The sequence below is a fragment of the Anabaena sp. 4-3 genome, from assembly GCF_001597745.1.
Lineage (GTDB): Bacteria > Cyanobacteriota > Cyanobacteriia > Cyanobacteriales > Nostocaceae > Trichormus.
In genome coordinates, this window is record NZ_LUHJ01000050.1 from 75,707 (window position 1) to 97,937 (window position 22,231).

At 41.8% G+C, this 22,231-nt stretch carries 13 protein-coding genes, 1 tRNA gene, 2 pseudogenes and 1 CRISPR repeat array (1 of these 17 only partly in view); of the genes and pseudogenes, 8 read left to right on the top strand and 8 right to left on the bottom strand.

Annotated elements, in window-relative coordinates; translation table 11 throughout:
• Positions 1-3,287 carry the 3' end of an Ig-like domain-containing protein gene (locus tag A3775_RS14075; protein WP_156481639.1) on the top strand. The gene continues 25,525 nt to the left of window position 1, outside the view, so 3,287 of the gene's 28,812 nt are visible here — the last part of the coding sequence; its start codon lies off the left edge, out of view; the stop codon is at positions 3,285-3,287.
• On the opposite strand, the gene A3775_RS14080 is transcribed toward A3775_RS14075, so the two are convergent.
• Positions 3,278-3,350, bottom strand: a tRNA-Ala gene (locus tag A3775_RS14080). The two genes, A3775_RS14075 and A3775_RS14080, sit on opposite strands and share 10 nt — an antisense overlap.
• A 43-nt stretch (positions 3,351-3,393) precedes the next feature.
• Positions 3,394-4,122, bottom strand: coding sequence for an HAD family phosphatase (locus A3775_RS14085; RefSeq protein WP_066380305.1), 729 nt, complete (start codon positions 4,120-4,122; stop codon positions 3,394-3,396).
• A gap of 428 nt (positions 4,123-4,550) precedes the next feature.
• Between A3775_RS14085 and A3775_RS14090 the strand changes: the two are divergent.
• The 3 genes and pseudogenes from A3775_RS14090 to A3775_RS14100 form a co-directional block, all read left to right on the top strand.
• Positions 4,551-5,012 (top strand): annotated as a pseudogene (locus tag A3775_RS14090) (RtcB family protein); the annotation flags it as partial.
• Positions 5,013-5,247: 235 nt separating this feature from the next.
• Positions 5,248-6,057 carry a hypothetical protein gene (locus tag A3775_RS14095; protein WP_066380304.1) on the top strand — a complete coding sequence of 270 codons (810 nt, stop codon included), beginning with the start codon at positions 5,248-5,250 and terminating at the stop codon, positions 6,055-6,057.
• Positions 6,057-6,776: pseudogene (locus A3775_RS14100) on the top strand (RtcB family protein); the annotation flags it as partial. The gene A3775_RS14095 and the pseudogene A3775_RS14100, both read left to right, overlap by 1 nt.
• Before the next feature lie 75 nt (positions 6,777-6,851).
• Here the strand turns inward: A3775_RS14100 and A3775_RS14105 are convergent.
• Positions 6,852-9,086, bottom strand: a complete 2,235-nt coding sequence (locus tag A3775_RS14105) for a glycoside hydrolase (RefSeq protein WP_066425476.1) — start codon at positions 9,084-9,086, stop codon at positions 6,852-6,854.
• 212 nt (positions 9,087-9,298) lie between these two features.
• Positions 9,299-9,529: a NifU family protein gene (locus tag A3775_RS14110; protein ID WP_066380302.1), complete on the bottom strand. Its 231-nt coding sequence runs from the start codon at positions 9,527-9,529 to the stop codon at positions 9,299-9,301.
• Positions 9,530-9,804: 275 nt separating this feature from the next.
• On the opposite strand from A3775_RS14110, the gene A3775_RS14115 reads away from it, so the two are divergent.
• A complete protein-coding gene (locus tag A3775_RS14115; protein ID WP_156481640.1) occupies positions 9,805-10,542 on the top strand; it encodes a Uma2 family endonuclease in 738 nt (245 codons plus the stop codon).
• Here the strand turns inward: A3775_RS14115 and A3775_RS14120 are convergent.
• Both A3775_RS14120 and A3775_RS14125 read right to left on the bottom strand, forming a co-directional pair.
• Positions 10,539-12,296, bottom strand: coding sequence for a cell wall metabolism sensor histidine kinase WalK (locus A3775_RS14120; protein WP_066380299.1), 1,758 nt, complete (start codon positions 12,294-12,296; stop codon positions 10,539-10,541). The genes A3775_RS14115 and A3775_RS14120 overlap by 4 nt on opposite strands.
• Before the next feature lie 179 nt (positions 12,297-12,475).
• The gene (locus tag A3775_RS14125; RefSeq protein WP_066380297.1) at positions 12,476-12,712 is read right to left on the bottom strand and encodes a type II toxin-antitoxin system CcdA family antitoxin; all 237 of its coding nucleotides are present in this window, start codon (positions 12,710-12,712) and stop codon (positions 12,476-12,478) included.
• Between the two features lie 661 nt (positions 12,713-13,373).
• Here A3775_RS14125 and lepA point away from each other — a divergent pair.
• The 3 genes from lepA to A3775_RS14140 all read left to right on the top strand — a co-directional run bounded on the left by lepA (position 13,374) and on the right by A3775_RS14140 (position 18,034).
• Positions 13,374-15,185, top strand: a complete 1,812-nt coding sequence (gene lepA / locus A3775_RS14130; protein WP_066425478.1) for a translation elongation factor 4 — start codon at positions 13,374-13,376, stop codon at positions 15,183-15,185.
• Between the two features lie 483 nt (positions 15,186-15,668).
• A complete protein-coding gene (locus A3775_RS14135; RefSeq protein ID WP_066380293.1) occupies positions 15,669-16,856 on the top strand; it encodes a glycosyltransferase family 4 protein in 1,188 nt (395 codons plus the stop codon).
• A 164-nt stretch (positions 16,857-17,020) separates the two neighbouring features.
• Entirely contained in the window at positions 17,021-18,034 is a 1,014-nt protein-coding gene (locus A3775_RS14140) for a cyanophycinase (RefSeq protein WP_066380292.1), read from the top strand.
• 162 nt (positions 18,035-18,196) lie between these two features.
• Positions 18,197-20,134: direct repeats of the CRISPR family, unit length 37 nt; unit sequence GTTTCAATCCCTGATAGGGATTATTGTTAATTTCAAC.
• Positions 20,135-20,394: 260 nt separating this feature from the next.
• Here A3775_RS14140 and A3775_RS14145 read toward each other — a convergent pair.
• Both A3775_RS14145 and bcp read right to left on the bottom strand, forming a co-directional pair.
• On the bottom strand, positions 20,395-21,558 hold the full coding sequence (locus A3775_RS14145; RefSeq protein ID WP_066425480.1) for a cysteine desulfurase family protein: 1,164 nt from the start codon (positions 21,556-21,558) through the stop codon (positions 20,395-20,397).
• Between the two features lie 70 nt (positions 21,559-21,628).
• Positions 21,629-22,108, bottom strand: coding sequence for a thioredoxin-dependent thiol peroxidase (gene bcp, locus A3775_RS14150; protein ID WP_066425584.1), 480 nt, complete (start codon positions 22,106-22,108; stop codon positions 21,629-21,631).
• Between the last annotated feature and the right edge of the window lie 123 nt (positions 22,109-22,231).

Below are 22,231 nucleotides of genomic sequence, written 5' to 3' on the forward strand. Positions count from 1 at the left end.
AAGATACCATACAAATTCGTGTAGTTGAATCGCTGCAAAATCAGGGACTAATAGCCAATGTGAATAGTTTAGAAATAGAGAAGTTAGCTTTAAGCTCGGCTTTTGAACCGGAATTAGGACTAAAATCTGCACAGACAATTAGCAGCTTATCGACTCTCAGCAACAATGCAATTATCTTGCAGGAAGGTGATTCTGCTACTACTAGCGTCTCTCAAACTTTGACTATTCCCCAAGGTTCGCAAATTCTGCAATTCCAATTACTGAATGTTAATTTAGGAACATCAACAAATCTCAATCCTGGGGATGCTTTTGAGGTGCGTTTGTTCGATAACAATACAAATCAGCCATTGATTACACTTGATGGACTCAATCAAACTGACGCACTGTTGAACATTCAGCCTGATGGTAGGGTGTATTTTGATGCTGGGGATGGTACGACTTCCGGTAAAGTTAAGATTACTGGGGCAATCAATTCAGGTGATACAATTGCACTGAATACAACGCTAACTGTGAATATTGATGTTAGTGGTATTGCTGCCAATACTGAGGCAAAACTTTACTTTGATTTACTGGGGTTTGGCGATCGCAACGGTTCTGTGACAATTGATAATATCCAATTACTGGACAGAACTAACCTAATACCCGTAGCTGGTGCTGATACTGTCAACACACAAATCAACAGTATCTTAACGGTTCAGCCTAACGAACTGTTGCAAAATGATAATGATCCAAATGGCGATACTTTAAAAATTACCCGTGTCTATAATGCTATCAATGGCACTGTTGAACTAAACTTAGATGGTGCGATCGCCTTCACACCTACCCCAAACTATTACGGTATTGGCAGTTTTGTTTACTTAGTAGAAGATGGTTTTGGTGGTAGCACTCAAGCCAAGGTAACAGTCAATATTAATCAAACGGGTAATAATTCACCCACAGCTAACGATGACACCATTACCACTGATGAAGACACCAGCATCATCATTCCTATCCTCAACAATGACGGAGATGTCGATGGTAATGACACCATTAACTTAAATAGTATCGTCATCGAGACTCAACCCAGCAATGGTAACGTCACAGTTAACAATGATGGGACTGTAACTTACACCCCCAACCCCAACTTTAACGGGACTGACAACTTCACCTACACCGTCAAAGATAACCTTGGTGCAATTTCTCAACCTGCGACTGTCACCGTCACCGTTAACGGTACATCTCTGATAATTACTGATGTTTCAGGTGATACTAACTTAAATGAAGGCGAAATTGGTAACTTCAGTGCTGTAGCTACCAGCGTTAATCATCAACCTCTGACCTATTACTGGGATTTTGGGGATGATACTGAGGTAGTAACTGGGCAAAATATCACCCATAAATTTGCAGACAACGGTAATTACAATGTCACGCTGACTGTTCAAGATGCTCAAGGGCGTTCTATTAGTCAAACTTTAGCAGTTGTGGTGAATAATGTTGCACCGATAGTTACAGCAGGTTCTAACCTGATAGTGAATGCAGGAGTAGCTTTGAAATTTAACGGTAATTTCCAAGACCCCGGTATTAAAGATACCCATACAATTAAATGGGATTTTGGCGATGGTAATACTGCTACTGGCATTTTAAACCCGACTCATACCTATCAAAATCAGGGTGAATACACAGTAACTTTAACTGTTACTGACTCTGATAGTGCTGTAAGTAGCAATACTCTGAAAGTAGAGGTTAACCCTCAACCTCCTTCTCGTCCGATTTATCCATCAGGTGTATTTATTGTTGATGCTACAGGAAAAGTCATCATCGACTTTATAGTTGATTCCGGTAGCTATCAGGGAGAAATGGCTATTTTCAATCTCCAAGGTATGGAAAATTTGGCGGTTGATTCAATTGAATTTATTCGAGAAGCTTCCCGTCGTGCTTTAAGCAATTCTAATTTAGGCTATGTAGTGATTTCTGACCAAAATGAAGGCGCACGCTTTAACGGTGAACTGGGAGAAAGTAACAAAAATGCTGGTAATTATTTAGGAGCTAAAACTTTTAATATGACTCCTGGTAGTCAATTTGTTGTATTTTTAGTTCCTAATGGTACTGTGAGTGAGGTATTTGCTAACCCAGCCATTACTGGAGATAAACGGCCTTTATTCTCAATTCCAGATGCTAACCCTAATAAAGTTGCTTACTTGGGTCAAATGTTAGATAAAACTTTAGACGGTGGGGTGTTTGGATTTGAGGATATCATTCACAACCAAGGTACAGACCGGGATTATAACGATATTATCTTTACAGTTAAGGGTGCAAATACAACGGTGCTAAATTTAGGCTCATTGATTGTACCGCCGAAGGAATGGCGCAATACAGAGTTAGGTAAGGTGTTAATCAATTATGCAAGGTCTATTGCTACTTTTGACGCAACTGCACCTAAGATTGCTGCTAATTTAGTTGAAGATACAGGGATAAATAATGATGGTATTACTTCTAATTCTCATATAGCTGTTTACGTAACTGATGCTAGCAGGATTAGCAGTCTCAAGGCGAGTTTACAAGGTGAAGATAATTTAGTGGAAATCTCATCTAATTTAAAACCTGATGGTAGTTTGTTGTTAAACCGTCAATTGTTAGAAACTATTAAAGGTGGTACATTAGCTGATGGCACATATAATTTAATTCTGCAATCTATTGATGAATTTGGTAATTCTTCTGAGTTGCTGAAACTCAATTTTACATTAGATACTACCTCTGTGGCTATAGCTAATCAGTTAAAATTCAACGGTGCTGTTAATCATGAATTCGACAGTAGAATTGAGTTATTTAATGGTCAAGAATTGTTAGATGAGGTGCAAATTAACAATCACGTTGCTGGAATAGATACTGTGACTTTAGCTGATGGAGTGCAACAAGTCACTGCTAAAATTTCAGATAAAGCAGGAAACGTCAACCCAGAGTCTATGGTGCAGGAATTGACAATTGATACAGTTGCACCTAATTTAAATATTAGTAGTCCAGCCGATGGCGATCGCTTGACTCCCGGCGCAAGATTAACCGGAACTGTTCACAGCACAGCTTCACCAATTACCAGTCTCACCTATCGCTTTAATGATTTACCTGCCAAAGACATCATTATTCATAATGGACAGTTTGATCAACAGCTAGAGTTACCTCAAGAGTTACCTCATGGGAATATTTCTGCTCAAAGTCTCACAATTACGGCTCAGGATTTGGCTGGTAATGTGAGCGTGTCAACTATCAATGTTTACATTGATGTTAGAATAAGTAACATACATGGAGAATAGGGAACTCGAATCCCTGGCCTCTGCGGTGCGATCGCAGCGCTCTACCAACTGAGCTAATTCCCCAGACAGTGGGCGTTAACTCAACGCTTCACTACTGTACTTTATTTTAACATTCACTTATACTAGATTGGACTGGTTTACCAGAAAAAACTTGTTGAACTCGTTCTAGTTCTAATTCCGTCAAATAATCAACAGTCCAGTTACAGCAACGCTGAAGCATCTGAAACGGGTAGGTGTTGGCTACACCTAAGACTTGCATCTGTGCGTGTTTTGCAGCTTGGATACCTGCGGGGGTATCTTCTATCGCCAAGCATTCCTGTGGTTGCAGATTTAAGTCAGGATACTCTTGATTGAGACGTGCGACTGCTAATAAATAACCGTCTGGCTGGGGTTTGCTGGTGGTGATGTCATCCCCGGCGACGATAATAGGAAAATGTTCTGTTAGCTTGGCTCGTTCTAATACCAGTTCAATTTCTTTATGCAGCGCACCACTAACTATCGCTAGTTTGAGATGTTGGGAACGCGCTTGATATATCAAGTCTTCCACACCTGGATAGATAGGAAGTTGTTCTAGCTTATCGAGTTCCAGCACATAGGCTTTTGCTTTGCGGTGGAGTAACTGGGTTAAGTATTCTTCAGTGACTACTCTACCACGACTCGTGAGCAATTCTTGAAAACAAGCGCGATCGCTGCGTCCTAATGAACCTTGACGCTCTTTCGGTTTTTGCGGTTGCAAATTTTCTTGAATCAGAATTTCATCTATCAATTGTAGGTGGATGCGCTCGTCGTTGATGATTACGCCATTAAAATCAAACAGAATAGCCTTTAAACTCATGCCTCTATGCCAAAAACTGGAGACTCTATACCCTCCAAATTATTATTATCCATTGTAGGTATATATTGTCTGACTTTTACTTAATTCCTGGCATCTGTTATGGGGAAGGCTTTGACACCGCAACTTTATCCATCAATTACCCTGAAGGGACTTCCAAATCAACAACATCCAAAATGTAGGGTGCGTCAGTACGAGAAACCCTGGCCATAACAAGAAAATATTCATCCTGACGCACCCTACTAACAGTCAATTTGGATAATTTATTTTTTGGTGTTCCCTAACTACCAACCGATGAGGTTGACACTCAACTTTTATTATACTACATTTGTAGTATGCGTGAATCAGTCACATAAGTTGACAATTAGAGAGACGCGATAAATAGCCGTCTCTACAAATCACAATGATTCTTTCCTATTCAATATAAAATTATGCCCTACGACAAGTTAGAAATTAAGACAGCATCACCCGTTTTATCTTGGGCAAATCACCCATTGGGTTCAGAAGAAACCAAGATGGCTAAAAATGTAGCATCGCTACCTTTTGTATTTAAACACGTAGCATTGATGCCAGATGTTCACTTAGGCAAAGGTGCTTTAGTTGGTTCTGTGATTGCTACAAAAGAAGCCATTATTCCTGCGGCTGTCGGCGTGGATATTGGTTGTGGTATGTGCGCCATCAAAACACCATTTACTGGTGAACAATTAGAAGGGAAGCTAAAGAAAATCCGTCTCGATATTGAGGCAGCAATTCCTACGGGTTTTAACGAAAATAAAGAGGTTGAAAAATCTGCTGCTAATTGGCAACGTTGGCGAGATTTTAACGACTTGCATCGTGGCGTGCAAGATTTACAAACTAAAGCAATGAAACAAATGGGTTCTCTTGGCGGGGGTAAAAGATTGCCCCTTACTGTAGTAATGCAGTAATCAAAACTCGTCCAAATCGGTGAAGGCTGAGATTGCTAATACCGAGGGAAGCGGTAAAACGCCCCGTAGAGAGCAGAGGGACTTGGGCATCCTAAATAATTGAGGATGAAGGTGTGCTCCGAACTATACCGAACAGGAAGGTATAGAATCAAGCAGAAATGACTTGATCGATTGCGACTTTCAGATATGATATTGTGGTTTCATGGAATCCACTAATATCACTCTCGAAAACCCCTATTATGCCTACTTGTTTGGCTTCATCCAAACTGATGGTCATCTATACAATAGCACTCGCGATCGCGGTCGCTTAAGTATAGAGATTAACAAACAAGATGAACACATACTTTGGGCTTTCAAAAATCTCATCCCGTTTAACTCCTCAATTACTGAACGTGTACGTACAACTAACTTTAGTAGCGATAATAAATCAGTTATTTGGAGAGTTTATGACAAGCGGTTGAGAGATTATCTTGAATTATGGGGTTTACCGAATGGGCGGAAATCACAGTTAATAAAACTGCCTAGTTGTCGCTTCTCCAAAGTTGATTACTTTCGAGGACTGATAGATGGGGATGGTTCTTTAGGGCTGACTTCAAAAGGATTTCCTTTTTTATCTCTGGTTACATCTAGCTCACATATTGCTATTGGGTACATAGAATTTATTAACCAGATGACAGGCCAAGTAAAGACATCTACTAGAAACACTAGAGATAGGGTTTATAACATAGTGGTTTACAAGGAAGATGCTCAGACATTAGCCAGACACTTATACTATGATAATTGTCTAGCTTTATCTAGAAAAATCATCAAAACTAGAGAAGTGCTAAGTTGGAGCCGTCCTACTGAAATGAAAAGGGTGAAAAATAGAAAGTTATGGACACCCGAAGAAGATCAGTTTATTACTACCCATTCGATTGAGTGTTCAATGAAAGTGCTTGGCAGAAGTCGAAATAGTGTAGAACTGAGACTATGGAGACTAAATAAATTAAGCCAGCAATCAGTAACAAATTGAATCACTTCATTGAAGTGTGCCTAGATACAGAGAACCAAGTTTGGCTGATGTTACATTCTGGTTCACGTAACATCGGTAATAATCTCGCTCAATGCCATATTAATACAGCAAAGGAATTAGCTAAGATGGCAGGAAATAATTTACCTGACCCAGATTTAGCTTCTTTTATCGCTGGTACTCCCGAATTCCAAGCATACTGGCATGATTTACAATGGGCGCAAGATTACGCGCGTTTTAACCGTGATGTGATGATGGCACGTTTCAAACGCATCATTGAAAAACATCTAGCCGGAGGAAAAGCAACTAAACCTTTATTGCAGGTAAATTGTCATCATAACTACGCCGAAAAAGAAGTACATTTTGGCGAAGATGTGTATGTGACTCGTAAAGGTGCTGTCCGCGCCCAAGCAGAAGATTATGGAATTATCCCTGGTTCAATGGGAGCAAAATCTTTCATTGTCAAAGGGAAAGGTAATGTTCATAGCTTTTGTTCTTGCTCTCATGGTGCGGGTCGTTTATTGTCAAGAAATAAAGCTAAAAATGTCTACACACTTGATGATTTAATTGAGCAAACTAAGGGGGTAGAATGTCGCAAAGATAAGGGTGTTTTAGATGAAATTCCTGGGGCTTACAAGCCTATAGATGAAGTAATGGCAAATCAATCTGATTTGGTGGAAGTTGTAGCCACACTCAAACAAGTTGTTTGTGTAAAAGGTTGATATTAAGGTTTGTAGTGAGCGGCTCTAGCCCTCATTTTTGAGTGAGTAAGGACTGAAGTCCTTACTACAAACTATTTAAGGTACTTCAATCGGAATTAGGGCATTTTCCGGTAAGTATTTTTTGTAGCATCCTTCATCAGCTAGGACTAAAACCAAGCGTAAGGGATAATCGGGCGGTACTTGTAAATCTGCCCAAGGTATTGCTAATTCTAAACAAGTTTCTAAAGCAACTTGAGCGCGACTGCTGCGGGGATGCCATTGATAATGTTCTCCGGCTTCCCGAAATTGAATTGAGTGGGTGAGTAAGTTAATTTCTAAATGGTGGTGGTACAAATAATTTAGGGGTGCTATGTCTGGTACTTCTGCCAAAGGTATGGGGCTGTTGTGCATGGTTCTATCGGGATAGAACCAGAGTAAATTTAACTCTGTTGGTAAATCTTGCCCTGGTTTAATGCCACTTTTAAAGTCTAAGCGCAAGTAGAAGTTAAGGTGATCAACTCCATACCACAAACGCTGAATTGCGCTGCTAACGTGCATTGTTCCCCGTGCGCCGCCAATTTCTATGCGTCCGGCTTTGTTCCAGTCTTGTTCGTCACCTCTACCATCAATGATAGGATGAATGAAACTTTCTGGCGAATGATCAGCCCGTGCTTCGTGAACCTCCACGGCTTGTCTGAGATATGGGGGTATAGGTTCATTTAACGCCTGATAGATACCACACAGATGTTCACGGAATAATTGATCAAAGATGGCATCGTGATTAGAAGAATGTCCTTCGCCAAACCACCAAAACCAGTCCGAACCTTCGGCAGCATATAAGGCTTCCCAGGCTTCGGGGTTATTTTCTTCTGTGGCTTCTGGGTGGCTGGCTAGCATTTCCCTGGCTTGGGTGAGGTAGTCCCAGGCGCGGTTTTTGGCGGGATCGCCTATCCAGGTGGTGAAGCTGCCATCTACCCAAGAACCGCTATGTAGTTGTTCTCCGGGGATGGTGGTTGTGGCTGGGAATTTTTCTAGGAATTCGGAGACGGTGACAAGTTTGATGTTGGGTTCGTTGCTTAAGGTTTGATATAAAGTTTCTAGGAAGGGTTTACCGTCTTGGGGGTAAAATTCCCAACAGTTTTCACCGTCTAAGGCGATGGTAACTAACCAAGGTTGTTCACTGGGACGTTCTCTTTGTTTTCTGGCGATCGCTTGCAAATGTCCCACTAAGTCCGCCGCCGCTTGTTTGGCTGGCATTGCGCTGTATGTAAAGCCAATTAAATCTGATAATCTATGATCACGGAAGACTATAGCTAAATCTCCGGCTGGGGTTGTCAAACGGTAAGGCTTATACAACAGTTCGGGTTCTTGGACATTTCCCGCCCCATCCCGGTGAAAAAAGTGTTTTAATGTCCAGCCCAAGACGGCTTCATCGGAACAAATCCAATTAAAACCTTGTTTAACAATATACGGTAAAATTGCGGGACTTACTGACTGTTCAGAAGGCCATAAACCTCTGGGTTCTTGTCCAAAGCGTTCTTTATATAGTTCCCAAGCTTTATGCAGGTGGCGAGGAATATCTTCAGCCCACTGAAAGCGATGCTCTGGTAATGTCATATTTGGCACTGCCACACGCCCAGAGTTAGTATCAGCTAGCAAGGGCAAAATTGGGTGTGTGTAGGGTGTAGTGGTAACTTCCAACTGCCCGGAGGCTTGCATTTTGCGGTGTTGGGGGATGATGCGGCTGAGGATGTCGCGCTGTTTGGAATAAATACGCTGGCGATCGCTTAATGTAAAATTACGTCCCTGCTTTAACCAAGCTGCAATTTCTGGGTCATCCCAAAACAGGGGATCTATCCACGCTAAATTATGCCACGCTAATAAATCGCCATACTCAGCCAAATCCCAATTCGCCAAACACCAAGCTGCTCCTTTTTCCTGCCTTTGAAAATACAACTCGGCGTAGCGGGGATGGGGATCGATTAACGTATGGTGATTAGCATCAAAAAAATGTTGGATAATAAATTCTTTTTGTTCGTGAGTCAGCTGTTCTGTAGGTGTCAAGCTGGCTTTCAGGTAAGGATCAAAAGCAGTACCGGCAATATAATCTTCAAGTTGCAAAATTAAAGATGGTACTAAATTCACCGTTTGGTGTAATTTCGGGTACTTTTCTAAAATCAACACCAAATCCAAATAATCTTTTGTGCCATGTAAGCGCACCCAAGGCAAACGATATTGCTGACTTGAAGACGCTGCCATCCCCTTGCCAGGAGATTTATACAACGGCTGATGTTGATGCCATATAAAGGCTACATAAAGTGGATGAGACATAGAATGTGATTGCGAATTGGGCATGGGGCATCGATGCACAGGGCATGGGGCATCGGGCATGGGGGAGGCAGTACGGTCTTGGGGTCTCCCCAAGTGGAGCAACTGCCGTCATGGGGCATCAATGCACAGGGCATGGGATTTTTCCCCTCTGCTCCCCTACTCCGAAAGCTCCCCTGCTTCTTCCTAGTCCCCAGTCCCCAGTCAAGAGTCCCTTACATTATTTGCTCAACTTCGGCAATTTCGGGAATCATTTCTCGCAGACGGCGTTCAATGCCCATTCTCAAGGTCATGGTGGAACTGGGGCAAGAACCACAAGCACCTTGTAACCGCAGTTTCACAATCGGCCCATCGATGTCTACAAGTTCCACGTTGCCACCATCGGATATTAGATAAGGACGCATTTCATCTAAGACTGTTTCAACGTTTTGAGGTGTTAATTCCATCGTGTGATACCCAGTAAGTTAACAATGGTTATGGAAATGTGAGTTGTGGTAGTGCTAAAGTCTACTACAAACACATTATCCGAAATGTTCTTTTTTTGGCTGAATAAATCGATCCTAGATCAGATTGTCATTAGTCATTGGTCATTAGTCATTAGTCGTTGGTCATTAGTCATTAGTCATTGGTAAAAGTTCATCTCCCCAGTCCCCAGTCCCCAGTCCCCAGTCCCCAATCCCCAATCCCTTGATACACTGGAATAAACCCCAAAACTTTGCCTATGGTAGCCCAAATCAATCAACTGAATATTTCTTGGGAACCATTGCCCGATGATTTTCAGCTAGAGGATGAACCAGTGGAAAATACAGGGCAGCCTATTTTGGCGGGTGCTTTGCGTGAAAGCCTAGAAATTAGTGGTTTTATCCAACCGCAAATGTTGATTGCTAGTAATTTTGCTGTTTGTGCTACAGTCAACGGACAGTTTATTGCTAAAGCTCCTGATTGGGTGTATGTTCCCTGTGTAAAAGAAATTGTAGGCGATCGCAAAAGTTACACGCCCAATTTAGAAGGCGATATCCCGGCGGTTGTCATGGAGTTTTTATCTGGTACTGAGGGGGAAGAATATTCTTTTAAGCGCACCTACCCGCCTGGAAAATGGTTTTTCTACGAGCAAGTTTTACAAGTCCCTATTTACGTGATTTTTGACCCTAATGGCGGTTTACTGGAATTTTACCACCTGGAAAACGGACGCTATGAGTTAAAGCAACCTGATGAAAATGGCCGTCATTGGCTGGCAACGATGGGTTTATTTCTGGGGACTTGGTACGGCACAAAAGAAGGCAGAACAGGTTACTGGTTGCGGTGGTGGGATGAATCTGGTAATTTGTTACTGTGGGCGGTGGAACAGATTGAACAAGAACGCCAACGTGCTGAACAAGAACGCCAGCAAAAAGAAAGGTTGATTGCCTATTTACAAACTCAAGGCATTGACCCGAATAATTTACCCGGCAACCTTTAACAAATACTATCGCTGTCACTGTCAGTAGATGACAGCATAACTGGTTGTTGATAGAGGGGGACTGTGAATGTTACTGTCGAACCCAGTCCTTCACCGAGACTGTAAAAATGTACTTCTCCACCCATAGTCTCGATTAATTTTTGGGATATTGCCAGTCCCAAACCTGTACCACCGTACTGACGGGTGCGAGAGCCATCTACTTGGGAGAATAGTTGAAATAGTTTGTCTTGTTTATCGAGAGACACACCAATCCCAGTGTCGGCTACTCTGACTCTCACCATACCAGGAAACTGCTGTTCTGGCAATTTACCTTTTTGGAGGACGATATCGGCACTGATGGTAATACCGCCTTCGTGGGTGAATTTGATGGCATTTCCGGTTAAATTCAACATGACTTGTAACAGCCGTTGGTAGTTGCCTTGAACAATGATGTCATCGGAGGTAGGCGGTAATTGCATCCGAAAACTGAGGTTTTTGGCTTCGGCTTGGGGACGCATGAAGTTTTCCACATCACAGAAGAGTTCGTCTAACTTGACTGGAGCGCAAACTAGCTCCATTTTGCCGGCTTCTATTTTGGCGATATCTAAGATGTCGTTAATAATATTCAGCAGGTGTAAAGATAGGTGGTGGGCTTCTTCTAAAAACTGATTTCTTTCTTCGGCATCGTCTGCCATGCCTTCTAAAATCAGCTTTAAAAAGCCAATCATGCCGTTGAGGGGGGTACGAATTTCATGGGAGACGTTAGCGAGAAACTCACTTTTGAGGCGGGAGGCTTCTTCGGCTTTTTGTCTGGCAACTTCTAGCTCTTTGTATAAGGTAGCATGAGCGATCGCTGTGCCTAACTGATCGGCTACTTCTTTGGCTAATTCTAATTCTGCATCTGTGAGTGGACAGCATTCTGAGCGTAAATTCAGCGCAATCAAGCCATTAGCTTGGTCTTGATAGCAGGTAGCCACTACTAACATCTTATTATGCTTACTGAGGCTATACCCTGGAATTTCCATGACAATTGGTTCCAAGGTAGCTAACGCCTGTGCAAAGGCTGGCTCAGTATTCACATCTATTTCTGTACCCACCAGAGAAGGCAGTTCTGGTTGATGATACTCTGCTATTACCCGCACTTTTGAGCTAGCGGGCTGGTAAGGGCAAATAATACACCGTTCTAGCCGTAATGCTTTGCCTAGACTATCAACTGTTTGCTGCCAAATTACATCTAAATCTAGTGTCCGGCGAATATTTCTGGTAAGTTTATTGACTATTCTTTGGTGTTCCTGCGATCGCAAAGCTAAGTCTATCTGTGTAGACGTATGAATTGCTACGTTTACTTCTTGGTTATTCACTTTCAGTTGTAATAACCTACCTGTCACCAAGACTGCACTAGCTGTAGTTCCCAAGGGCGGGATAATCGGACAAATTGCCAGCTCCAACTCGAATAGATTTTGTTCACAATTAAACCAACATTGACACCTTTCGGGAACCAAGTTAGTCAACACCCGATGCAATATCTCCATGTAGGAAGCTTTATCCACTGGTACAAAAGCTTTCTGTTCGTTGCATTGTGTGACTATTGTGTTCGGTTTAAATCCCAACAGCTCACTTTTTTGCCAATAAAACGACAGGTAACGCCCAGCCCCATCCTGCGTATATACCAACTCAGCACCGAGGGCTGGTAATAGCCCATCACCCTGATGATGTAACGATTCCAGATTTTGAGTAAATATGTTTGGCAATTGGGAGTTGGCAGTAATAATCATTAATCGAGTTGGATAGACAAATGGCAACTCAAAACAGTTTTACTAAAGCTAGGCAAAGCTTCGCATTAAATATTACAGCTTTTACGTATTTATTTTTACGTATTTTAGCCGTTCTGGAATCTCAGATTGACAAACTTTACATTTTTCAGCTTTATTCTTTACAGCCTATTAATGAAAGGTCAATCATTCCATTCTCCCCTAGGTGGAATTGGCATCCTATGGGGGGTGCGTGTCAATTCATCATCTCTGAGAATCTCACCTCGTAACCATTGCCGAATCGCTACCTCAATGACTTTACTAGGATTATCGGTCAGGTGCTGAATTTGCTCCAGTAAATCCGAGTCCAGATGGATAGAGATTTCTACCTTATCGGTGGGCATTGATTCCGCATCGGTAGCTCGTTCTTTCATATTCATAGGTTTATCTACTCAAAAACGCTCTGGTAACACGCTTTGTCAAGCAGTTATCTTTACTGTTAGGGCTGTTTACTGACAAATGAGAAGAGTGGATATTTAGATATTTCCCCAAAATCTCATCAAATTAACAGCATCAGCTGGCAAGTGTGGATGTTCATCAAACTTTCTAGACATGAATCTAGAAGTTTTCTCAGTAAATTAGAACATCAGGACAATTACGGGTGTAAACCGCCCTGATATCTACACTATGTACTGATATATCTTTATTGTACGCTTCAGGTCGATGAATACTAGCAGAGAAAAATGGACTTTATAGAGATTCTTAAAAAGTCCCTCTGTAATCTTTAAGAAGGGGATTGGGGATTGGGGATTGGGGACTGGAAGGGATTGGGGATTGGAAGGGATTGGGGACTGGAAGGGATTGGGGATTGGAAGGGACTGGGGATTGGAAGGGATTGGGGATTGGAAGGGACTGGGGAGATGAACTTTTACCAATGACCAATGACCAATGACCAATGACCAATGACCAATGACTAATGACCAATGACCAATGACTAATGACTAATGACTAATGACTAGCAGCATCTTTGCTAAGAAAGCATTAAAATACATTAAGTAAATTGCTTTTAACCTTGGTTGCTGCTTCAGCAAGAATTTGTATATGACTGACGTTCCCGCAGTTCGCATTCGCAATTTTTGTATTATTGCCCACATTGACCACGGGAAATCCACCCTTGCCGATCGCCTCCTACAAGCCACGGGGACTGTTGAAAACCGGCAAATGAAGGAACAGTTTCTCGACAACATGGATCTGGAACGGGAGCGCGGCATTACAATTAAGCTGCAAGCTGCCCGCATGAACTATCAAGCTAAAGATGGTCAGCAGTATGTGTTGAACCTGATTGATACACCAGGTCATGTTGACTTCTCTTATGAAGTGTCACGCAGTTTGGCGGCTTGTGAGGGGGCTTTGTTGGTGGTTGATGCTTCTCAAGGTGTAGAAGCACAAACTCTGGCTAATGTCTACTTAGCCCTAGAACATAATTTAGAGATTATCCCTGTTCTCAATAAAATTGACTTACCTGGGGCTGAACCTGACCGGGTAATCAGCGAAATTGAAGAAATTATCGGTCTTGATTGCAGTGGCGCGATTTTAGCTTCTGCCAAAGAAGGAATCGGGATTGATGAAATTCTGGAAGCGATTGTAGAACGCATCCCACCCGCACCGGATACTGTAGATGAACGTTTACGGGCGTTAATCTTTGATAGTTATTATGATGCCTATCGGGGTGTAATCGTCTATTTCCGGGTGATGGATGGTCGGTTGAAAAAAGGCGATCGCATCTATCTTATGGCTTCCGGTAAGGAATACGAAATCGATGAGTTGGGTGTTCTCTCCCCCAACCAAAAGCAAGTCGATGAACTCCACGCTGGGGAAGTGGGTTATTTAGCCGCCGCTATTAAAGCTGTAGCTGATGCGCGGGTGGGTGATACCATTACTCTGTCTAACGCTAAAGCCTCAACACCTTTACCCGGTTATACAGAAGCCAACCCGATGGTATTCTGTGGAATGTTCCCCATTGATGCTGATCAATTTGAAGACTTGCGGGAAGCTTTAGAAAAACTGCGGCTGAATGATGCGGCGTTACATTATGAACCCGAAACTTCCAGCGCGATGGGTTTCGGTTTCCGGTGTGGTTTCTTAGGCTTGCTGCACATGGAAATTGTGCAGGAACGTCTAGAACGAGAATACGACTTGGATTTAATTATTACAGCCCCATCTGTGGTTTATAAGGTAATCACTAACAAGGGTGAAGAACTGTATATTGATAATCCCAGCCATTTACCACCTCCCAACGACCGCGAACGCATCGAAGAACCCTATGTGCAAGTAGAAATGATTACACCGGAAACGTTTGTGGGGACGTTGATGGAGTTGTCGCAAAATCGCCGGGGTGTGTTCAAAGATATGAAATATCTCACCCAAGGACGCACCACCTTAACTTATGAGTTACCTTTGGCGGAAGTTGTTACCGACTTTTTTGATCAAATGAAATCGCGATCGCGCGGTTATGCTAGTATGGAATATCATCTCATCGGTTATCGTGAGAATCCCCTGGTGAAATTGGATATCATGATTAACGGTGATCCCGTCGATTCCTTAGCAATGATTGTTCACCGTGATAAAGCTTACGGTGTAGGTCGGTCAATGGCGGAAAAACTTAAAGAATTAATTCCCCGTCACCAATTTAAAGTCCCCATTCAAGCGTCAATTGGTAGTAAAGTCATCGCCAGTGAACACATTCCCGCTTTGCGGAAAGATGTACTCGCCAAATGCTACGGTGGTGACATCAGCCGCAAGAAGAAACTGTTACAAAAACAAGCTAAAGGTAAAAAGCGGATGAAATCAGTCGGTACAGTCGATGTACCCCAAGAAGCTTTCATGGCTGTGTTACGTTTAGACCAAAGCTAATCCATAATCAAGATACCCAAAACCCTAAAAGACGTTGCAACCCAACGTCTTTTAATTTTGAAGTTTATCTTCCTGTAGAGACGTTGTATGCAACGTCTCTACATTTCTTAATTAACCGAAAACTGCTATAACTTTTGAATTTTGTAGGCTTGCCTTCCCGTAGGGTATTTTGAATTTTGAATTCCCCAACGGGGTGGGGGGTAAGAGACTACATTCCACCTGAGTGGGGATCAGTTACGCTGATAAGTTTCATATAGATTTGCTGATTAACTGATTCTTGATAATTTTTGATCAGCTTTTTCCAAAAACGAGAAAAACATCAGAAAATTTTAGTAAATCTACCTACGGTAATAACCACTCTCAGAAATTTAAAGTTTTATAAAGTAAATGCGCTTTTAGGTAACACAGTCTTAGAAGCTAGGATACCTACCATTTAGAGATTTGTGAATTTTGAATTGCTGAAAACATTGGGGAGTCTAGTTCATGAAGATACTGGTACTAAGTTGGGAGTTTCCACCGAGAATAGTTGGCGGTATCGCGCGTCATGTGGCTGAGTTGTACCCCGAATTAGTCAAACTAGGCCATGAAATTCATTTGATTACGGTAGAAGTTGGTAATGCTTCGATGTATGAGGTGGTGGAGGGGATTAAAATACATCGAGTTCCAGTTTCCCATAGTAATGACTTTTTTCACTGGGTGGTGAATTTGAATCAGAGTATGGGACATCACGGGGGTAAGTTAATTGTAGAGGAAGGGCCGTTTGATATTATCCATGCTCATGATTGGCTAGTTGGGGATGCGGCGATCGCTCTCAAGCATACCTTTAAAATTCCCCTGATTGCTACCATCCACGCTACAGAATACGGACGTTACAACGGCATTCACAACGATATTCAAAATTATATTCACGGTAAGGAAAGCTTACTGGCTTACGATGCCTGGCGAATTATCGTCTGTACCAATTATATGCGCCAAGAGGTAGCGCGGGTTTTAGCTAGTCCTGGGGATAAAATTGATGTGATTCATAACGGTATCCGCCCGGAAAAGAAAAAACATCACGAAGATTTCCACGCCCAAGATTTTCGCCGTCAATTCGCCGCCGACCATGAGAAAATAGTCTATTACGTGGGACGGATGACTTACGAAAAGGGTGTATCAGTGTTAATGAATGCTGCACCCAAAGTGTTGTGGGAAATGGGGGGTTACGTCAAGTTTGTGATTGTTGGCGGAGGTAACACAGATAATCTCAAACGTCAAGCCTGGGATTTGGGAATTTGGGATAAATGCTATTTTACAGGCTTCATGTCAGACGAATATTTAGATAAATTTCAAACTGTGGCTGATTGTGCGGTGTTTCCGAGCCTTTACGAACCCTTTGGAATTGTAGCTTTAGAAAGCTTCGCCTCACGAGTTCCCGTAGTCGTGTCAGATACAGGCGGTTTCCCAGAGGTAGTGCAGCATACTAAGACTGGTATAGTTACCTGGGTGAATAATCCTGATTCTTTGGCGTGGGGAATTTTGGAAGTTTTAAAAAATCCTGGTTATCGTCAATGGTTGATTGATAATGCTTATGAGGATTTAGGGATACGCTTTAGCTGGCCGAAATTAGCCGCACAAACTGATGCTGTTTATCAAAGAGTAGTGCAGGAGCGATCGCAGGTAGAATGGTAAAAAAACGCGGAGTAAGGCTGAGGTTTTCGCAGAGTTACGCAGAGAGTTAATAGTTACTCTCAGTTTTTTGCCGTTAAAAAACAGTACAATCCCTGTACGCTGGGAATTTTGCCCTTGGGAGTGCGACATTAAGCAATAGTTGCAGTTTGCTCCAGAAGATTAGTATGACAAGGGCATTCCCAAGTATAGCAAGGTTCTTGAAAACAGCAAGGGCTATGCTGTTGAGGGTGATTACCCGTCTTACAGCATACCTGAGATCCAACTTCGATAGCAAGACTGCTGAGATTCTGCCGTCATTACCCGCATTAGCTGGGCCTGTTCTCAACTTGGGTGGCGGTGGGCCTGATGTGGAATCAGCTATCCAGTGGATGATTAACCAAGTCAGAGGCGGTACTCACTCTGTGGAGAAAATTAATGTTGTGGTTCTCCGCGCCAATGGTGGTGATGACTATAATCACCTGATTTATGATATGAAGGGGGTTAACTCTGTCGCTACCTTGATAGTGAGCGATCGCCACAATGCCAACAGAGATGATATTGTGCATAAAATCCTCAATGCTGGTGTAGTCTTTTTTGCAGGTGGCGACCAATGTCAATACATCCGCAATTGGAAAAATACCCGACTGGAAGCGGCTGTATTGTCAGTTTATCGCAAAGGTGGCGGCATTGGTGGCACGAGCGCAGGGGCAATGATTCTCAGTGATTATATTTACGATGCTTGTGCTTGTGAAGACCCGATTGAAACTAAGGATGCTTTAGATGATCCTTATGAGAATATTTCCTTTACCTACAACTTTTTTCAATGGCCGCATTTGCGGGGTACTATCATTGATACGCATTTTGACACTCGCAAACGCATGGGGCGAATTATGGCCTTTATTGCCCGACAAATTCAAGACGGTGTTTGTCAAACTGCTTTAGGTATTGCGATTAGTGAAGAAACATCAATAGTTGTCGATAAATATGGTATTGCCAAAGTCATGGGGAGAAATGCGGCGTATTTGGTTTTAGGAGATCATCCGCCAGAAGTCTGCAAACCCGGAACCCCATTGACTTATTACGACTACAAAATTTGGCGTTTTCCCAGTGGTGATACTTTCGATTTAAATAATCTACCCACTAGGGGTTATTATTTCCGCAGCGTCAAGCGGGGTAGGTTTGATTATGATCCTTATTGATTGCTGAGATGATGTTTTTCCAATCAATCAGCATAATAAAAACCCCTCTCCAAACCTCTCCCCTACAAGGAGAGAGGCTTTTTTACACCCCCATTCCCTTGTAGGGAAGGGGGGCTGGGGGGGTTAGGTTTGAGAGACTTTGCTGTTAATAACAATACTTTTTCAACATACTCTAATAGGGATTATTGTTAATTTCAACAAGATAGGAAATAAGTTAGTTTGGAAATTCTGTTTATCGTTTCAATCCCTGATAGGGATTATTGTTAATTTCAACGAGGGCTACGATTGGGACGGGCGAAATCTTATAAGTTTCAATCCCTGATAGGGATTATTGTTAATTTCAACGCGAAGAATATAAAGCCAATAGAGGCATTAATTTCAGGTTTCAATCCCTGATAGGGATTATTGTTAATTTCAACCATTTTATCCGTGCATCCTACTATCCGAGTAGGCGTTTCAATCCCTGATAGGGATTATTGTTAATTTCAACGTAAACAAAAAGGCTGCCTGTACAAATACCTTGAAGTTTCAATCCCTGATAGGGATTATTGTTAATTTCAACTCCGATTTGGAAAATACTAGCTCACATCCAAATTCGTTTCAATCCCTGATAGGGATTATTGTTAATTTCAACTTCAGGATTTTAAGGAGAGACACCCTCACCTAGCAGTTTCAATCCCTGATAGGGATTATTGTTAATTTCAACATCGCCCGCACCGTAAGGGCTAGCGATGAATCCGTGTTTCAATCCCTGATAGGGATTATTGTTAATTTCAACAAGTGAAGAGAGAGGCGATCGCTAGTGGTGCGATGTTTCAATCCCTGATAGGGATTATTGTTAATTTCAACCGTTCCGGCAACGTTCCTGGGATTTTTTGTTTGGGTTTCAATCCCTGATAGGGATTATTGTTAATTTCAACACGGTTGAGTCAAAGCAGCCGCAAGGGTAAACAGTCAAGTCATGTTTCAATCCCTGATAGGGATTATTGTTAATTTCAACAATGAACTAGAGTCTATTAAGAATCATAGTATTCGTTTCAATCCCTGATAGGGATTATTGTTAATTTCAACCCCAAGTTAATGGCTGTATTTCGAGGTATACGCGTTTCAATCCCTGATAGGGATTATTGTTAATTTCAACATAGATGATCACGTTTCCGTGCGTGGGTTGTTTTTGTTTCAATCCCTGATAGGGATTATTGTTAATTTCAACCTTGGTCGTACAAGTTTTCCCAGATATCGATGGGACAGAAGTTTCAATCCCTGATAGGGATTATTGTTAATTTCAACCAATTCATTATTCGCTAGGAGTCTTGCTGGAGACGTTTCAATCCCTGATAGGGATTATTGTTAATTTCAACCTGAAACTACCATTTACACAGCTTGGTAAGGTTTGAGTTGGCGTTTCAATCCCTGATAGGGATTATTGTTAATTTCAACGGTAAACTTATCGGTAAATCTATCATTTTGCCAAAAAGTTGTTTCAATCCCTGATAGGGATTATTGTTAATTTCAACTTTACTGATGTACGATTATCAGCGTATAGTGCTAGTTTCAATCCCTGATAGGGATTATTGTTAATTTCAACCTCATAGACCTTACAGGCAATTGCTACTATCACGGGTTTCAATCCCTGATAGGGATTATTGTTAATTTCAACACTATATCTATCCCTAAGGCATTGATTACAATGCCTTCCCAGTTTCAATCCCTGATAGGGATTATTGTTAATTTCAACTTGAGTTCTGTATTCCAGAGATGGGATTAAATCTGTTTCAATCCCTGATAGGGATTATTGTTAATTTCAACATTACGCGGGTAATTCCACTGCGACTATAAATCCTGTTTCAATCCCTGATAGGGATTATTGTTAATTTCAACTCGATGATGTATCTTCCGTCCTTCCATCCACAGGTGTTTCAATCCCTGATAGGGATTATTGTTAATTTCAACTGGTGTAACCGGGATGGTTCTGGCGAATGTTTCGTTTCAATCCCTGATAGGGATTATTGTTAATTTCAACTTGGATTAGAGTTTTTTACACAACAAAAGAAGTATCTGCGGTTTCAATCCCTGATAGGGATTATTGTTAATTTCAACTGCGGCAGCCCGAAAGCTAATGTATATGAGGTTTTCAAGGTTCAGATTCGCGGATGGGTCTATCATAACACGAGAAAATGTCAGTTGATTTGACTAAAATAGCTGAAACCCTTACTGGGTAAGGTGCGCGGATGGTTTCAAATTAATTTTTCTGCAAAAGCCTATGGTGTAAGGGATACAGCGATTTTTGCTGAGGAGCGATTTTCAACACCTACCCATCCGCGCATCAGGTAAGGAAAATGGTCAAAGGGGAGCGATCGCTAACTCACTGTAATTGATTGTAAACTCTCAATGGTGGCGATCGCGTGTTTGGCGACTAAATCAATTTCGGCTTGTGTATTAAACCGTCCTATGCCAAACCGAATAGAAGCATAAGCTAATTTTTCTGAGTGTCCCAAAGCTGTTAGTACATGAGAAGGTGCTGTTTTAGTTGATGAACAAGCTGAACCAGAAGATACAGCCATTATTGACTGTAACCCTAGTAATAAAGCCGCACCGTCTACCCCTTCCACACTAATATTTAAGTTTCCCGCTAACCTCTGGGTAGGATGTCCATTAAGATGAATTCCCTCTAAATGTGAAAGCTGTTCCCACAAACTTTGTCGTAACTGGGTGAGACGTTGGTTTTCAGTCTCTTGTTCAGCCAAAGCTATCTCTACAGCTTTGCCAAAACCGACAATTTGCGGTGTATACAAAGTCCCAGAACGCATACCCCGTTCATGTCCTCCCCCGTGTTGTTGTGGTGCGAGTTGTACTCTAGGGTTGCGTCTGCGAACATATAACGCACCGATACCTTTCGGCCCGTAAACTTTATGGGCTGTCAGAGACATTAAATCTATGTGCATTGTTTGCACATCAAGAGGTATTTTACCAATAGCTTGGGCTGCATCTGTGTGAAAAATTATCTGGCGTTGATGACATAGTTCGCCAATTTCTGCCAATGGTTGTAAGACACCAATTTCATTATTAGCCGCCATCACAGAAACTAAAATTGTTTCAGGACGCAACGCTTTTTCTAATACTGTTAAATCAATTAATCCATCTGATTTAACAGGCAGTATAGTAATATCAAAACCCAGATTTTTTAAATATTCACAAGGGTCAAGCACCGCACTATGTTCAGTCGCCACAGTAATAATATGCTGACCTTTAGAAAAATAAGCTTCCGCTACACCTTTAATCGCTAAATTATTTGCTTCCGTCGCCCCGCTAGTAAAAACAATTTCTTCAGGTGTGGCGTTAATTGCATCGGCTAAAATTTCCCGTGCTTGTTTCACAGCCGCTTCTGTTTCCCAACCGTAAACATGATTAATACTAGATGGGTTGCCAAATTTTTCTGTAAAGTAGGGTAGCATCGCACTTAATACCCGTTCATCTACAGGCGTGGTGGCGTGACAATCGAGATATATAGGACGATTCGACATAGGTTTTATCTTATTTTTGAATTAAGTTTTTTCAGATTGCCATAGCTTAAAATAATTCATTTTTCCTTTTTTAATTAGCTGTTAATTCTTGCAATTTATTTAACACTGCTTGCGCGTGACCTTTAGCTTTAACGTTCGCCCAAACATAAGCAATTTTTTTGTCAGGTGAAATCAAAAAAGTTGAACGTGCTACACCCATATATTCTTTACCCATGAATTTCTTTAATCGCCAAGCACCGTAAGCTTCAATTAGTTGATGTTCTGGGTCACTTAATAGGGTAATATTCAAGCTATGTTTGTCTATAAATTTGCAATGAGCTTTCCCTGAATCGGGACTTACACCTACAATTTTAGCTCCTAATTGGCTAAATTCTGATTGTAATTCTGTAAAGTCTTTGGCTTCGGTAGTACAACCAGGGGTGTCATCTTTGGGGTAGAAATAAATTACCAACCATTGACCGTTAAAATCATTAAGACTTACAGGGTTGTCATTTTGGTCAGGGGTAGAAAAATCTGGTGCTGGTTGTCCGACTGCGGGAATATTGCTCATGTTGCGCTGGTAAATCATGTCCGGTTAAATATTTACCATAAAGGCTGACGCAGGTAAATTACAAAATATCCAAAATGTAGGGTGCGTCAGTACGAGAAACCCTAGTAGGGGCGGGTTTATAAA

Coding starts and splice junctions, on each gene's coding strand:
- A3775_RS14135 (WP_066380293.1), top strand. CDS start 15,669: ATGAAGATACTGGTACTAAGTTGGGAGTTTCCACCGAGAATAGTTGGC.
- A3775_RS14095 (WP_066380304.1), top strand. CDS start 5,248: ATGGAATCCACTAATATCACTCTCGAAAACCCCTATTATGCCTACTTG.
- A3775_RS14085 (WP_066380305.1), bottom strand. CDS start 4,122: ATGAGTTTAAAGGCTATTCTGTTTGATTTTAATGGCGTAATCATCAAC.
- A3775_RS14110 (WP_066380302.1), bottom strand. CDS start 9,529: ATGGAATTAACACCTCAAAACGTTGAAACAGTCTTAGATGAAATGCGT.
- A3775_RS14105 (WP_066425476.1), bottom strand. CDS start 9,086: ATGTCTCATCCACTTTATGTAGCCTTTATATGGCATCAACATCAGCCG.
- A3775_RS14120 (WP_066380299.1), bottom strand. CDS start 12,296: ATGATTATTACTGCCAACTCCCAATTGCCAAACATATTTACTCAAAAT.
- A3775_RS14115 (WP_156481640.1), top strand. CDS start 9,805: ATGGTAGCCCAAATCAATCAACTGAATATTTCTTGGGAACCATTGCCC.
- A3775_RS14125 (WP_066380297.1), bottom strand. CDS start 12,712: ATGAATATGAAAGAACGAGCTACCGATGCGGAATCAATGCCCACCGAT.
- A3775_RS14140 (WP_066380292.1), top strand. CDS start 17,021: ATGACAAGGGCATTCCCAAGTATAGCAAGGTTCTTGAAAACAGCAAGG.
- bcp (WP_066425584.1), bottom strand. CDS start 22,108: ATGAGCAATATTCCCGCAGTCGGACAACCAGCACCAGATTTTTCTACC.
- A3775_RS14145 (WP_066425480.1), bottom strand. CDS start 21,558: ATGTCGAATCGTCCTATATATCTCGATTGTCACGCCACCACGCCTGTA.
- lepA (WP_066425478.1), top strand. CDS start 13,374: ATGACTGACGTTCCCGCAGTTCGCATTCGCAATTTTTGTATTATTGCC.